Consider the following 14505-nt stretch of genomic DNA (forward strand, 5'->3'; position numbering starts at 1 on the left):
TCGGCGGATTTAAGCAGGAGGTTAAAAAATGACGTAAATCCGGCGGCGATGCCATCATCTCCGAATATGAAGCCGCTTATAAGCTGAAAACGGCTGATTGCTGAATATAAAAGCGCATTGAGCAACTATGGACGAAGCGGAATGCCTGCTTCGTCTTTTTGCCGTGGTCTTGGCAGAAGGGGTAAGCATAGTTTCGGAAGTATGTGCAGTTATTAGAGAAAATATACAGATTTTATTCCTAAAAACCGAAAATGTCTATGGTATCTGCACCTATACAGAATGTTATAAAAGGATTAAGGTATTAACCAGGCGGCGCAGCAAATATAGTGTCTGCATCCAGTTATAGGGCCAGATTATAATTGAGCGCCAAGGGTAATATAACTTTAAAAAAAGTCGGTGAGCTGAGATGATGTCTTCGGTAAAAAGATTCCTGATTGGACGGCCGCTGAAGTCGGATCAACTGGGCGAACAGAAATTAAACAAAACCAAAGCTCTTGCCATTCTATCCTCGGATGCCTTGTCTTCGGTTGCTTACGGTCCAGAGCAGATTCTGCTGGTGCTGATTACGATTAGTGCAGCAGCCTTCTGGTATTCCATTCCTATCGCTGTAGGGGTACTCGTGCTGCTGCTGGCGCTGATACTTTCCTACAGGCAGATTATTTTTGCTTATCCCCAAGGTGGCGGCGCCTATGTGGTATCCAAAGAGAACCTGGGCAAGTATCCGGGTCTCGTGGCCGGCGGCTCACTGCTTGTGGACTATATATTGACCGTGGCGGTAAGTGTATCCGCCGGAACAGATGCCATCACTTCAGCTTTCCCTAGTCTTCATCCTTATAATGTGATTATTGCCATCATCTTCGTCCTTCTGATTACGACGCTGAATTTGCGGGGGGTCACTGAATCGGCGTCCTTCCTGGCTTATCCGGTCTATCTGTTCGTCCTTGCCATGTTTATCATGATCGGTCTTGGCTTGTTCAACATTGTGACCGGCAATGTGCCTGCCGAACTGCATACCTCACTGGGTACACCGGTGGCTGGAGTGAGCTTGTTCCTGCTGCTCCGGGCGTTCTCTTCGGGGAGTTCGGCGCTGACAGGGGTAGAGGCCATATCGAACGCCATACCGAACTTCAGGGCTCCGGCACCGAACAATGCAGCCAAAACACTTGCCGCGATGGGCATACTGCTGGCGCTGTTATTCTCAGGGATTGTCTTCCTGGCTTATTATTACGGGATTGCCCCGCGTGAGGAAGTTACCGTGGTTTCCGATATTGCCGAGCAGGTCTTCGGCCGGAACTTCATGTATTTCTTCGTTCAGGGGACCACGGCACTGATTCTGGTTCTGGCCGCCAATACCGGATATTCCGCGTTTCCGCTGCTGGCGGTGAATCTGGCCAAGGATAAATTCATTCCCCGGATGTTCACGGTCCGCGGTGACCGGCTGGGTTATTCTAACGGGATTCTCAGCCTCGGTATCCTGTCGATCATTCTGATCATTGCCTTCGAGGGACGGACTGAGCACCTGATTCCACTATATGCGGTAGGGGTATTTATTCCGTTCACGCTCTCGCAGACCGGGATGATGGTCAAATGGATCCGGCATAAGCCGGAGGGCTGGCTGCCCAAGCTGATCATCAATACGATCGGAGCGCTCATCAGCTTCATCGTAACCATTATGTTCTTCCTGACCAAATTCCCGCAGATCTGGCCGGTGCTGGTCTTCCTGCCGCTGATTATCCTGTTCTTCTACCGCATCCACAAGCATTATGAATCGGTGGCTGATCAGCTGCGGATCACCACCTGCGGCGAACCGCCGCTGGCGATCGAAGGGAATATCATTATTCTGCCGGTGGCCGGAATTACGCATGTAGTGGAGAACTCCCTGCGTTATGCCAAGTCGCTGGGTGCCGAACAGATTATTGCAGTCCACATTCCGTTTGAGCGGGAGGATGACGCTATATTCGAAGAGAAGTGGAAAAAATTCCATCCCGAGGTGCGGCTGGTGACGCTGTATTCGCCCTACCGCAGCATCATTCATCCGCTGACCAAGTTCATCGATACCGTCCAGCGCAAAGCAAGTGAATCGAATTATCAGGTTACTGTAATCGTTCCGCAATTCATTCCGAAGAAGGGCTGGCATAACATCCTGCATAACCAATCCAGCCTGCTGATCCGCGCGCATCTGCTGTACCGCAGAAATGTAATTATTACTACTGTGCCTTATCATTTGAAAAAATAACTGCGTGATGCACGCAAAAAGCCCCCAGCCACGATAACCGATGGCTGGGGGCTTTATAAGCTTGAGGCTAATCTTGCTTTTCTCCCAACAGGAGCATATGGTAAGCTAAACTGTGACCTTCCGGAGATTCGCCTCTGGCAGGTTCGGTTAAGCAATAGCAACAGGCAGCGGATGGAGGGACAGTTGTTGAAAGTACGAGGCTTGAACGGATTCAAAGTTAAGACAGTGCTAATGATGATGATGCTTGTGCTGCTGCTCACGGGCTGCGCGCAGGGAACGGCCCATATGACGGTGAAGAAGAACGGTTCTCTCGATCTGGCCTTCAGCCTGCTGCTGGATTCCCGGGCGGAGAAGCTGGTCAGCGGTAAAATAGAGGAGCTCCTGACCACGCGGCTTGCGGCCGCAGGGATTGAGCTGAACAAAACGGCAAGCGGTAAATCTACAGAATATCAGTTTCGGAAATCCTATGCCTCGATCGAGGAGCTGCAGTCCAGCGGCAGTAGTCTCGATATTGTGGAGGCGGAGGTCGGGCAGACAAACAGATGGCTGTATACCCGGTACGATGTAGTGGCCCAGCCTAAGCTGAACGCCTATTCGGATGAAATTATTGATGGCATCGGCAGCTTAAGCGTGCCTAAATCCCTTGTGCGGCTGCTGATGGGTACCTTCTCCGTTGATTTCAAATTAACGATTCCCTATGATCTGTACGGGCCTAATAATGCGGCAGAACAAGACGGCAATACTTTAACCTGGCATATTTCACTTGCGGATTCCGAGCCCCTGCGTCTGGCTGTATACGTGCCGGATATCCGGAATATTGCCATCGCTGGCGGCGGCCTCCTGCTGATTCTGGCCGTACTTATAACGTTCTTTATCCGGTCAAGAAAATCACGCAAGCTCAAATCCGCGCCTGAGGACCCTGCGCTTAATAATCATCGGGCACAGCCTTAGGCTTCGAGCTGAAGTTGTCGCGGTACTGGCCGGGGGTCATCCCCTCCTGCTTGCGGAACGAGCGGATGAAGTTCTGCGAGTTGTTGTATCTGAGGCGTGAGGCGATATCCTTCACCGGCATATCGGTTTCCTCCAGCCATTTCTTGGCCATTTTGAAGCGGTACATTGTAAGGTAGTCACTGAAGTAATACTGGGTCTCCTTACGGAACACACTGCTGATATAGTTGGCGTTATAATGCAGCCGGGAAGCACATTCCTCCAGCGTCAGATCCTTGTCATACTCATGCTGGACGATGTCGATCAGCTTCTCGGAGATGTTATGATACTGGGCATTCTGCCTGCTGTGGAAGATGACGATGACCGGCTGGATGACGATGGTCCAGAACCAGTCTTCAATCTCCGCAACAATATGCAGATCGGTCAGCTCTTCGAACAATGAGCCGTTGGCATGATAGATCTGATTCAGCGTAATCCCCGATTCCTGCATCATAATGAGCGTATTGTTCAGCAGCCGTGTCAGCGGAATCTGGTATTCCTGCGGTGAGAGCCCTAGTGCAAAAATACACTTGAACAGCTTATGCAGCAGTTCCTTCGCTTTGTCGCTGTCAGCCAGCTTGATGGCATCCATCAGGTCATTTTCGGTATGGGTAGGGTAGTTCAGATTGAGATAATGCTTGCCGGAGTTAATGTTCTCGTACTGGATGATGATGCCTTTGCCGAGCGTGATCCGGTGCTTCAAGGCTTCCAGGCCTTCCCTGTAGGCAATGGACATTTTATCAAAAGAGTGGAACGGCAGACTAAGCCCGATGCTGACCTGCAGCTTCAGGTAATTATTAATCTCCTGCTGCAGCTTCTCCGTCAAGGCATAGAGCGTACGGTGAAAAGATTCCGTATTGCCGTCACTGCTGCCAATTACGGTCGCCAGGGCATGCCCCATCATCACAGGGGTCAGCCTGTTATCCGCCGATACCAATTCCTCAATCATATTATGCGCCGCGAATAACAGCAGATTGAGATCCTTTTTCTCATAGCTGCTCTCCTCGGAGAAGTCGATGCTCAGCGTAATGACAGCCATTGTCTTCCATTCCTCCACCTGCTTGCGGTACCCGTATTGCTCCAGTTCCTCCAGCAGCTCACGTTTCCTCAGATTGCCCTGAAAGGCCTGAATCAGGAAGAAGGTCCGCACCTGCCCGATGTGCTGGCTGACCTCTTTCTCCAGCTGTGATTTGGATTGGAACAGGGAATGCACCTGCTCGCCGATGAGCTGGAATTCATCCGTATGCCTGGCCCGCAGGCCGGGGCGGCGTTGCCCCATCTGATTAAGCAGCCGTTCGATTGGAGTGTACATACGCCGGGAGCCCAGCCACGCCAGCAGTACAGACAGCAGCAGCATGAACGTACAGACAAATACCGTATAGGTGCCGATTTTGCCGGATTCGCGGGTCAGACTCTCAATGGAAGTTACCGACAGGTAGATCCAGCCGTTAAGCTGGGAGCGCATATAGGTTATGGAATAATCTTCTTTGTTGATTTCGGTCTTGAATTGGCCTGAGGGCTCGGCTGCTGCGGCAATCCGCTGGAAGCCCGTGAATCCCCCTGCTTCGGCGGGCTGGCCGATCAGGGTACGGTCAGGATGGAGCAGAATCCGTCCGGATTCGTCCAGCATAATAATGCTGTCCAGCGGCTGCACATCGGAGTTGATGAAGTCCTGGAGACTGCAGGCGGGAATATTGGCCATAGCGAGCCCGTATTTCTGGAGCTTGGTGGTTGGGAGCTTCTTAATCAGGCTGATGCTGTAATTGCACCCGGTAACGTTAATACTCTCTTCGCTGTAGAACAGGGAGGAGGGATTCAGCACCCAGGACGATGTGCCTTGAATATTCATCAGGTTCGTGAGCTGCTCGTAATTCTGGTATTCATTCAGGCGGTAGAGCCCGGAATTCTTGATCATCCAGTTCTGCCGCTGATTTAATAGAATGACATCCTCCAGCTTCGTATCGAAAGATTGCATGTTGCGGATTTCGTTTCTTATGTCATTATATAAAATGAAATCGGTTACATTTAGCGGATTATTGAGCGCTTTTTTCAGCACAGATGAGTTCACTACCTGGTTCAAGGTCTGGTTGACAGTGGTAAGCTTATGTTCTACATTTGAGGTAATTTGTAAAATAAGTTCCATTTTGCTTTCGTTAACATTTTTTTGAATTTCCTTGGAGGATGTGAAATAAGAGAAAGAACCAATGAACAGCACCGGCAGGATGCTGATTGCAAACGCGAACATCGTTAATTTACTTAGAAAGCTTAAGGATTTCACTAGATTCAGCACCTTTGTATGAGTAGTCGTAATCACTGCTTTAAGTGTATGCATCACGAAGGATAATAACAATAATCATCTGGTGCCGCAATAATCATTTTCTCTAATAATCACTACACATGCTAAATTATTCAATAAATAGGGCCTTATTGTATATAAATATTTCGATTTTAGGAGGTTATGAAATGTTCAAAGGATTGGCAGGCAGGCAGGTGACTCTTATATGCTGCTCTATTCTACTACTCTCGTTCGGTTTATTAAGTGCTTGCAGTGAGGGGCAATCTTCCCTTTCAGATACTGCCGGAGAGAAGCCGTCCATCTCAATTCTTGCGCCGCTGCATTTCCCGCAGACCCCTTCCAAGGATCTTATCGCCGAGATTGAGAGATTGACCGGGACGCAGCTGAATATTACCTGGGTGCCGGAGGGCGTGTACACGGACAAAATGAATACGGCGCTGACCACCGGTGCCCTCGGCAAAGTTACATTTGTGAAATTCACCGATTATAATCCGGTCAAGAATATGATCCGTTCCGACGCTTTTTGGGAGATTGGACCGTACTTGGAGGAGTTCCCGAATCTGCGCCAGCTGGATGCTTCTATCCTTAAGCAGACCACGGTGGACGGGGGGATTTATGGCCTCTATACGGAAAGACCCGCTTCCAGGCAGGGGATTATTATCCGTAAGGACTGGCTGGAGCATCTGCACCTGAGCCCGCCGGGGACACTGGATGAGCTGTACGAGGTGATGAAGCAGTTCACCTATAATGATCCGGACGGGAACGGCAAAGCCGATACCCTCGGACTGGTAGACCGCAATGACCTGGTGTACGGGGTATTTAAGACGTTAAGCTCCTATTTCGGCACGCCGAATAACTGGAAGATTGAGAACAACCGGTTTATTCCGGAATTCGCCACCTCTGAATACATGGACACGATGAATTTCATGCGCAAATTATATAACGAGGGGATTATCAACCAGGATTTCGCCCTGACGAGCAAGGATGTACAGCGGGATAAGTTCATCCGCGGGACGGCAGGGATATTCATCGGGAGCATGACAGACGTGCAGCGGCTGTCGATTGAGGCCAAGGCAATTAATCCCCAGGCGGAGCTTACTCTGATTAACCGGATTAAGGGGCCGGACGGGTACAAGGTATGGTCGATTCCCAAGTACAACGGCCTGTATCTTTTCTCCAAAAAAGCCATTGCCACAGAGCAGGAACTGAAGCAGGTGCTGGGGTTCTTTGACCGCACGATGGATAAGGATGTAGCCAACCTGATGGTGTACGGCTTCGAGGGCCGGCATTATCAGCTCGATGGGGAGGGGAAGGTGATCCTTCCAGAGGAAACCTCCCAGCTGCGTGTATTTGAGGTGAATCCGCTCTATTCCCTGATGATTGCCGATATCGGTAACAAGAACATTATGGAGGTGGCGCAGAAGGAGCAGCTGACGGCCCTTGCCGACCAGCTGAGCCAGGATAATGAGCAGTTCCTGGTCGATGACCCGGCAGTACGTTTAACCTCCGCTACCTATGATGAGAAGAACGCCGAGCTGTCAGCCATTATCGTAGATGCTACCTACAATTATATTCTGGGCAATATCGATGCGGACGGATTCGCCGGAGAGGTCGAGAAATGGCAGAACAGCGGCGGCAGTATGATCATCCAGGAATATACGGAGGCGGAGGCGAAGGCGCGGGCTAGTGAGGAATAATTGGTAAAAGTACATATTAAGCTTGTCCACCCTACTTCTAACTGGTATATTTTGTATAACGAACAAGGTATTATCAGTTATCGCAAATATGGTTAGAAAGGTGGTTATGAATTGAGGACAATGAACACGATATTATCAGAACTGGAAGATTACTTGAAAAGAGAAGCTTTGACGATAACCCAATTCGCCAGGCATTCCCAGCTTCATTCCGGGACACTCAGTAATATCGTTCATGGGCACCGGCCCATTGCGATGCAGCAGCTTGACCGGATCACCCGGGCGATGGGGCGGGAGGAAGGCTTCTTCTATGACTTGTATATCGATAATTATATTATCGAAGGTTCTTCAGACTGGCGCAGAATTGGCCCGCTGCTGCTCCGCTGTGCAGATCTGGACAAGCTGGACAGCATTCAGAGAACCGCCCGCCATATTATGGACAACCTGATGTATGCCCCCCTGTTGTTTGATACGGCGGAGGAACTGTTCACTGCCGGGAAAATGGAGGCAGCCGCCGCAATCTATGAGATTGTCGCCGAAGGCGAACGCTTCCAGCATTCGGAACGGCTGGCGCTATGCCAGTACAGGTTATTTATGATTTCAATCAGTGATGATCAAGACAAGAACCTGCGGATAGCTAACCGGTTCGAGCCCTTCGTTGAGCGGTTGGATGAAGTGGACCAGCTGGATGCACTCAAAGAGCTTGCCAATACATACCGTTCCTTGCAGCGCTGGGACAAGGTTGAGGAATTTGCCGCCAAAATGGGCCATAAGGCCAGAATTCAATATGATATGAAGTGCAGTTCAGGACGGAGAACATCCGAGCGGGTCAAACATCCCGGGAGACCCTTGTTTTTCTATATAGCGTACAGTAACCTGCTTCGCGCTAATGTGTGTGATGAGTATGGTGATTATGAGCAGGCCTTAGCCTACATCCATGCATATGCAGATCTGAGCTGGGTAAAGGAGCAAGGAGATGAGGTAGAGCATTGGAAGAACCTGTTTATAGAGTGGTCCAAAGCTAATGTTTGTTTGACCAGGCTGCTGAGCGGGGACTCTACGGTAATCGGGCAATATGCTGCTTACATCGACTCTCAGCGAGAAGAAAGACTAACCGGATTATTATATATTCTGAAGGCCGCCAATAAATATAACCTTAATGTTGACGATACCTTGCAGCAGTTTAATCAGGAAATCGAAGAGAGTGTTAATGATCTGGTCCAGGGGAGATATTCCCGGAAATTAGTGTTGGACCGGCAGGCGAATCTGTTGCTGGAATTGGCCAATTATTTTCTGGTTAAAGGGGAATATGACAGCGGCTTGGAATTTCTCTCTAAATCGGTTAAGAAGTATCAGGGGATCAATGATGAAAAGTATAAGATTCTCGGCGCATTGACCAAAATCCTCAAGCAGTCCGGTAGCAGTGCGGGATAGCAGTTGAAAGGCTACGCTTTCCGTAATGCTCTCTTTAAGTTTCATCACCAGCCCCGCCGCAGAAGCCCGCAGTGGGGCTTAACTGTGAAAAACTGTTTTTTCTTAACCGATCTGAAGCTCAGCAACAGCATATAAAACTGCAGAGCCGCTTATTTTTACACGATCCCCGTCATTTATACAATATAATGTTCCTCCGCGTTTGGAGAGCTGCCGGGCTACTAATTCGTCCTTACCAAGCCGCGCTGCCCAATAGGGGATGAAATTACAGTGAGCAGAGCCGCATACAGGGTCCTCATTCACATTCAGCTTAGGAAAAAAGCTGCGGGAAGCAAAATCATAGGTTTCGCTTCTGGCCGTAATCGAGACCCCGAGTCCATCGGGAAGCTGCCGCAGTTTAGAGAAATCAGGAGCAGCGTTAAGCACATCTTCTTCTTTTTCCAGCACGAACATTAAATCTCTGCCTAAATAAGTCTCTACCGGCTGAATGCCGAGAGCTTCAACCATTTGACTGGTTAATGTCCAAGGCTCCGGCATCCTGCTGGGGAAATCCAGCTCGTAATACTCCCCTTTTCTTAGAACAACCACTTCACCGCTCATCGTCTGAAATTTAAAGCTTGCTGCATCAGTTTCATAAAAGTTAGCCAGGACATAAGCTGTTGCGAGAGTAGCATGGCCACAGAGTTCAATCTCATCAGCCGGAGTAAACCAGCGTAACCGGTAATGGTCCCCCTCCTTGACGGCAAAAGCTGTTTCCGAGAGATTATTCTCAGCAGCAATTTGCTGCATTGTCTTATCCGGAAGCCAGTCCTTCATAATACATACTCCCGCGGGATTACCTTCGAATAATTTCTCCGCAAATGCATCCACAACATAATATTTCATATACCCGCCTCCAAAAACTAAATTACCTATCATATTACTGTATGCTCGTATAGTTTACGACTCTGTACTATAAAAGCGATGAAGAATCTAATCCAACACGCAAGCGGCAGACGATATTCTCATCACTCCATTGTGCCGCTGTACAACTGCCCAGTCGAAGAAGTTCTTGGGTTGCTCGGGTTGCTGATTGGCGAGGGGCGTTGATTCGTTAGTTGAAGAGGGTGAGAATGGGTGGTAAGTGCGCCAATTGCAGCTAAGTTCACTCTGTATCCACAAAATTGTTGTACGAAATACAACTTTGGTTCACAGATATCCGGGTAATCCGAAGGATTGTTGTACGAAATACAAGAATTTCCCCGCTGTGCCGCCAGTTGGAGGAGAAATGCTGCATTCTGTACAACAATTTTGAAATTCGGCCAGTTTATTGAAGGAAATGTTGTATTTGGTGCAGGATTTTTGAGTAATAATGTGTTTGCTCACCTCCCGTTCCCCTCTGCAGCTCTAATCATAACCCCGGCGCTCCTTCATCCCCGTCCTTATCACACTATTTCCAGTTCTTAATCAAGTCCCGCTTGTTCCCCAGCCCTGCCGATCTATTCCCAGCTCCATAGGTTCTACCCTCAGCACTCAAATCCCAGCCCCGCCGCGAGCGAAGCGGCGGGGCATTCCCTTTGCCCCTTTCAAGGATATACATTGAAAGGGCCCACCCGAGGAGCGGCAGAAAGGGACGGAGGGAGGTTTGGAACTGTAGGAGCGGAAGCGTCCGCCTTTAGGTTTGGATTTCTACCGCAAGCAGCGGTCCGAATCAAGAAATCCAAACCTAACAGCGGCCGGAAGTCCAAAGCTCACGCAGTCCCGCCCGCCGCCGCTAAGCCTTGCCCCCGCAGTCCCGCCTGCCCCTGCTCTCCCCAGCCTTGCTTCACCGCTCTGCCCGCAGCTTGTGATCCAAAGCTCCGACGCGAGTGAAGCGGCGGGGCATTCCCTTTGCCCCTTTCAAGGATATACATTGAAAGGGCCCACCCGAGGAGCGGCAGAAAGGGACGGAGGGAGGTTTGGAACTGTAGGAGCGATAGCGTCCGCCTTTAGGTTTGGATTTCTACCGCAAGCAGCGGTCCGAATCAAGAAATCCAAACCTAACAGCGGCCGGAAGTCCAAAGCTCACGCAGTCCCGCCCGCCGCCGCTCCAAGTCCTGCTGTATTCTCAGCTCCCCTGGTTACCCCCAGCTCCGCTGCTCTCAGCCCCCATGCCCAGCCCACCGCACAATGTATATCCCCCTCCCCCCCATCACACGATAATCATTAACCCACACCCCCAGCCCCAGCGCGCCTTTATGAGTAAATGATTGTATTCGTAATCCTCCGTGGACTGTAATGTGAGGCTTGTAACCAATACAAGTTAAACGGAGGTCAAAAAGGAATGACAAAAAAATCCTTCACCCTGCTCCTCAGCTCGCTGCTGACACTCAGTATGCTGTCCGCATGCGGCGGCAACAACAATAATGAGGCGGCGGCAACCAAAGATCCAGGTGCAAGCACCGGAACCAACACGGCAGCGGCTACAGAGCCGGCAGCAGAACCGGAGAAGCCGACAGAGATCAAAATCATGCTCCCGCTGAACACAACAGATACTCCACCGGACACGATCAAGACGGAAGTGGAGAAATTGACGAATACGAAGCTGACCTATCAGTTTTTCCCGGCAGATACTTATGAAGAGAAGCTGAACTCCTCCTTCGCCACAGGCTCACTGCCGCAGGTTACCTATCTGAAGAATCAGACGACCTTCCTGCAGATGAAGGAAGCGATCAAGGACGGACAGTTCTGGGAGATCGGGCCGCTCCTCAGTGAATTCCCCAACCTGAACAAGCTGAAACCGGAAATCCTCAATAACACCAAGGTAGACGGCAAGCTGTATACCCTGTATATCGGCCGTCCGCTGGCCCGCCAGGGGATTATCTACCGGAAGGACTGGGCGGATAAGCTGGGACTCGCAGCACCGGCCAATACCGAGGAACTGTTCGCAATGGCTAAAGCCTTCACGGAGCAAGACCCTGACGGCAACGGTGTAAAAGACACGATCGGGGTGGTTGACCGCAATGAGCTGGTGTACGGTGCGTTCAAAACCGTCTCTTCCTGGTTCGGCACACCGAACAACTGGGCGGAGAAGGACGGCCAGCTGGCACCGGAATTCACCTTCCCGCAGTACTTTGACACTATGGATTTCTTCAAAAACCTGCGTGACGGCGGATACATGAACCAGGACTTTGCAGCAACCAGTAAAACGGATGCGGTAAATATGTTCACCAGCGGCAAAGCAGGACTGTATATCGGCGGTTCCATGCAGGATATCGATTCCCTGAATAAGGACCTGATCAAGAACGTTCCGGATGCTGTGCTGGACACACACAGTATGGTGGCCGGACCTGACGGCAAGTTCGCCCAGTGGATGATTCCCGGCTATAACAACGTAGTACTGTTCCCGAAATCAGCGGTTAAGGATGAAGCAGAGCTGAAGAAGATTCTGAAGTTCTTTGATTACATGATGACTCCTGAAGTCTCCAACCTGATGTACTGGGGGATTGAAGGTACACACTATACCGTGGAAGACGGCAAAGCCAAAGCAACAGATAATAAAGAGCTGATCGAACGTGAAGTCAAAGGATTCAAGGACAGCGTAATCGGCGAATACGAAACGAACGGCATGTACCAGAGTCTGAACGTGCTGCCGGGCCGCATTCATGCGGAAGAGCTGGTGCTTGAGAATGTGAAGGTTGGGGTCGCAGATCCTACGGCGGCGCTGGATTCGGCAACCTATACGTCCAAGGGTGTTGAGCTTCAGCAGATCATTACGGATGCCACTTATAAATACATGTATGGCCAGCTCGATAAAGCCGGTTTCGAGAAAGAAGTCGAGAGCTGGAAGAGCCGGGGCGGGGCTCAAATCATCGAAGAATACAATGCCGCGTACAAAAAATAAGCAGAACGCCGCAGCTCTGACTGCGCTCTGAACACATGAAAGAAGGCTGCTTGGCTTAGCGCTTCGGCAGCCTTTTTTTCAAATATAGAAGAATTTACAGAGAAAGGAAGAGAATCATGCAGGAAGTTACCGCCCAGCCCCGCGTAGTTCCCGAACCAAAGCCTAAGAGCTATAAGAGCAGCAGTGAGCTTAAGAAAAGGCTGTGGAGAAACAAGCTACTCTATGTGATGCTGATCCCCGGAGTGCTGTATTTCATTATCTTCAAATATTTGCCGATGTACGGACTGATTATCTCCTTCCAGGATTACAAGCCTTATCAAGGGATTTCGGGGAGCGAGTGGGTTGGAATGAAGCATTTCAGCCGGCTATTCACCGAACCCGATTTCCTGAACATTCTGGGGAATACCCTGATCCTGTTCGGGATGAATATTCTGATTTATTTTCCGATTCCGATTATTCTCGCATTAATGCTCAATGAACTCAGAGGCACTTTCTTCAAAAGATTCTTCCAGACCCTGGTCTACCTGCCTCACTTCATGTCCTGGGTTATCGTCGTTTCGATTTCCTTCGTTATGGTGACGATGGACGGGGGGATTATCAACGAACTGCTGGCCTACTTCGGATTCTCCAAAATCAATTTCCTGCTGAGTCCCGGCTGGTTCAGACCGATGTACATCATTCAGGTCATCTGGCGGGAAGCGGGCTGGGGAACGATTATCTATCTGGCTTCTATCGCTGCGATCGATCCCGGGCTCTATGAAGCTTCGCGTATGGACGGAGCCGGAAGGCTCAGACAAGTCTGGCATATTACACTGCCGGCGATCCGCGGAGTTATCATTACCCTGTTTATTCTGAAAATCGGTTCCGTTCTCGATCTTGGATTCGAACATGTCTATCTGCTGCTCAATTCCATGAACCGGGAAGTTGCGGAAATTATCGATACGTATGTCTACACCGCCGGGCTGCGGCAAGGGCAGTTCAGCTATAGTACAGCCATCGGCTTCTTCAAGTCGATCGTGGGTCTGATCATGGTGATGACCGTCAACAAGGTATCCAAGAAAATAGGAGAAGAAGGCGTTTATTAAAATGCCGCGGGAGGAATTGAAATGGTAGAAGACCGTACGATTAGCGGCAGAATATTCTCCGCTGTCAACTTTACACTGCTTGCACTCATCGCTCTGATAACGGTGCTTCCGTTTGTCCATGTAGTAGCAGGCTCCTTCACAACCAGCGCTGAGCTGGCCGCTAACAAATTTGTACTGATTCCGAAAGTGTGGAGCCTGGAGGCTTACAAATTTATTTTCTCAACGAATACGATCTTCAGAGCCCTGGGTGTGTCGATCGGGGTAACGCTTATAGGGACTTTGTTCAGTATGTTCATCACGTCGCTGATGGCTTATGGTCTCTCCCGCAGGGATCTGGACGGACGCCGGGTGTTTAACTTCCTGGTGGTGTTCACGATGCTGTTCCATGGCGGAATGATTCCGACGTTCCTGGTGGTCAAAGAGCTGGGCCTGATTGACTCGTACTCAGCATTAATTCTCCCGTCGGCAATCAGTGCCTTCAATATGATTATCCTGAAGAACTTCTTTCAGAATATTCCTGAAGGGCTGGAGGAATCGGCCAAAATCGACGGCTGCAACGACTTCGGCATTCTGTTCAAAATCGTATTGCCTTTGTCGCTGCCGGCGATTGCGACCATCTCCCTGTTCTACGCCGTGACCTACTGGAACACTTATATGAGCGCCATTCTGTATCTGGATAACAGCGCCAAGTGGCCGATTCAGGTACTGCTGAGACAGATTGTCGTCCTGGCCAGCGGGATGGATCACAGTGCAACACTCGATGGCACGGTGCCGCCGCCGGATCAGACGATCAAAATGGCTGTTATCGTGGTAGCAACGCTGCCGATTCTGATGGTGTATCCGTTCCTGCAGAAGCATTTCGCCAAAGGCGCGATGCTGGGCTCGATGAAGGGCTGATGCTGAGGGCAGGCCGG

General features: G+C 50.2%; 10 protein-coding genes. 7 read left to right on the forward strand and 3 right to left on the reverse strand.

What is annotated here, in order from left to right; genetic code table 11:
* The first annotated feature begins 406 nt into the window (after positions 1–406).
* Both MHI42_RS25845 and MHI42_RS25850 read left to right on the forward strand, forming a co-directional pair.
* Positions 407–2236: an APC family permease gene (locus MHI42_RS25845; protein ID WP_171720171.1), complete on the forward strand. Its 1830-nt coding sequence runs from the start codon at positions 407–409 to the stop codon at positions 2234–2236.
* Between the two features lie 183 nt (positions 2237–2419).
* The gene (locus MHI42_RS25850) at positions 2420–3187 is read left to right on the forward strand and encodes a hypothetical protein (RefSeq protein ID WP_342421060.1); all 768 of its coding nucleotides are present in this window, start codon (positions 2420–2422) and stop codon (positions 3185–3187) included.
* Here the strand turns inward: MHI42_RS25850 and MHI42_RS25855 are convergent.
* A complete protein-coding gene (locus tag MHI42_RS25855) occupies positions 3162–5555 on the reverse strand; it encodes a helix-turn-helix domain-containing protein (RefSeq protein WP_216626799.1) in 2394 nt (797 codons plus the stop codon). The genes MHI42_RS25850 and MHI42_RS25855 overlap by 26 nt on opposite strands.
* Positions 5556–5686: 131 nt before the next feature.
* Here MHI42_RS25855 and MHI42_RS25860 point away from each other — a divergent pair, with 131 nt between their 5' ends.
* Both MHI42_RS25860 and MHI42_RS25865 read left to right on the forward strand, forming a co-directional pair.
* On the forward strand, positions 5687–7216 hold the full coding sequence (locus tag MHI42_RS25860) for an extracellular solute-binding protein (RefSeq protein WP_342421061.1): 1530 nt from the start codon (positions 5687–5689) through the stop codon (positions 7214–7216).
* A gap of 111 nt (positions 7217–7327) precedes the next feature.
* Positions 7328–8647 carry a transcriptional regulator gene (locus MHI42_RS25865; RefSeq protein WP_171720164.1) on the forward strand — a complete coding sequence of 440 codons (1320 nt, stop codon included), beginning with the start codon at positions 7328–7330 and terminating at the stop codon, positions 8645–8647.
* 102 nt (positions 8648–8749) lie between these two features.
* Here MHI42_RS25865 and MHI42_RS25870 read toward each other — a convergent pair whose 3' ends face one another.
* Positions 8750–9529 (reverse strand): PhzF family phenazine biosynthesis protein, encoded by a 780-nt coding sequence (locus MHI42_RS25870; protein ID WP_342421062.1) that lies wholly within the window; start codon positions 9527–9529, stop codon positions 8750–8752.
* A gap of 845 nt (positions 9530–10374) precedes the next feature.
* Complete coding sequence (locus MHI42_RS25875) at positions 10375–10536, reverse strand: hypothetical protein (RefSeq protein ID WP_342421063.1); 162 nt, start codon at positions 10534–10536, stop codon at positions 10375–10377.
* 410 nt (positions 10537–10946) lie between these two features.
* On the opposite strand from MHI42_RS25875, the gene MHI42_RS25880 reads away from it, so the two are divergent.
* The 3 genes from MHI42_RS25880 to MHI42_RS25890 all read left to right on the forward strand — a co-directional run bounded on the left by MHI42_RS25880 (position 10947) and on the right by MHI42_RS25890 (position 14488).
* Positions 10947–12506, forward strand: coding sequence for an extracellular solute-binding protein (locus MHI42_RS25880; protein ID WP_171720162.1), 1560 nt, complete (start codon positions 10947–10949; stop codon positions 12504–12506).
* Between the two features lie 116 nt (positions 12507–12622).
* The gene (locus MHI42_RS25885) at positions 12623–13591 is read left to right on the forward strand and encodes a sugar ABC transporter permease (RefSeq protein ID WP_171720161.1); all 969 of its coding nucleotides are present in this window, start codon (positions 12623–12625) and stop codon (positions 13589–13591) included.
* A gap of 21 nt (positions 13592–13612) precedes the next feature.
* On the forward strand, positions 13613–14488 hold the full coding sequence (locus MHI42_RS25890) for a carbohydrate ABC transporter permease (protein WP_171720160.1): 876 nt from the start codon (positions 13613–13615) through the stop codon (positions 14486–14488).
* The last annotated feature ends 17 nt before the right edge of the window (positions 14489–14505 follow it).

Origin of the sequence: Paenibacillus sp. FSL E2-0178, assembly GCF_038593005.1 — a bacterium.
GTDB classification, from domain to species: domain Bacteria; phylum Bacillota; class Bacilli; order Paenibacillales; family Paenibacillaceae; genus Paenibacillus_AQ; species Paenibacillus_AQ phytohabitans.

Coding starts and splice junctions, on each gene's coding strand:
- MHI42_RS25845 (WP_171720171.1), top strand. CDS start 407: ATGATGTCTTCGGTAAAAAGATTCCTGATTGGACGGCCGCTGAAGTCG.
- MHI42_RS25855 (WP_216626799.1), bottom strand. CDS start 5,555: ATGCATACACTTAAAGCAGTGATTACGACTACTCATACAAAGGTGCTG.
- MHI42_RS25860 (WP_342421061.1), top strand. CDS start 5,687: ATGTTCAAAGGATTGGCAGGCAGGCAGGTGACTCTTATATGCTGCTCT.
- MHI42_RS25870 (WP_342421062.1), bottom strand. CDS start 9,529: ATGAAATATTATGTTGTGGATGCATTTGCGGAGAAATTATTCGAAGGT.
- MHI42_RS25875 (WP_342421063.1), bottom strand. CDS start 10,536: ATGTATATCCTTGAAAGGGGCAAAGGGAATGCCCCGCCGCTTCACTCG.
- MHI42_RS25880 (WP_171720162.1), top strand. CDS start 10,947: ATGACAAAAAAATCCTTCACCCTGCTCCTCAGCTCGCTGCTGACACTC.
- MHI42_RS25885 (WP_171720161.1), top strand. CDS start 12,623: ATGCAGGAAGTTACCGCCCAGCCCCGCGTAGTTCCCGAACCAAAGCCT.
- MHI42_RS25890 (WP_171720160.1), top strand. CDS start 13,613: ATGGTAGAAGACCGTACGATTAGCGGCAGAATATTCTCCGCTGTCAAC.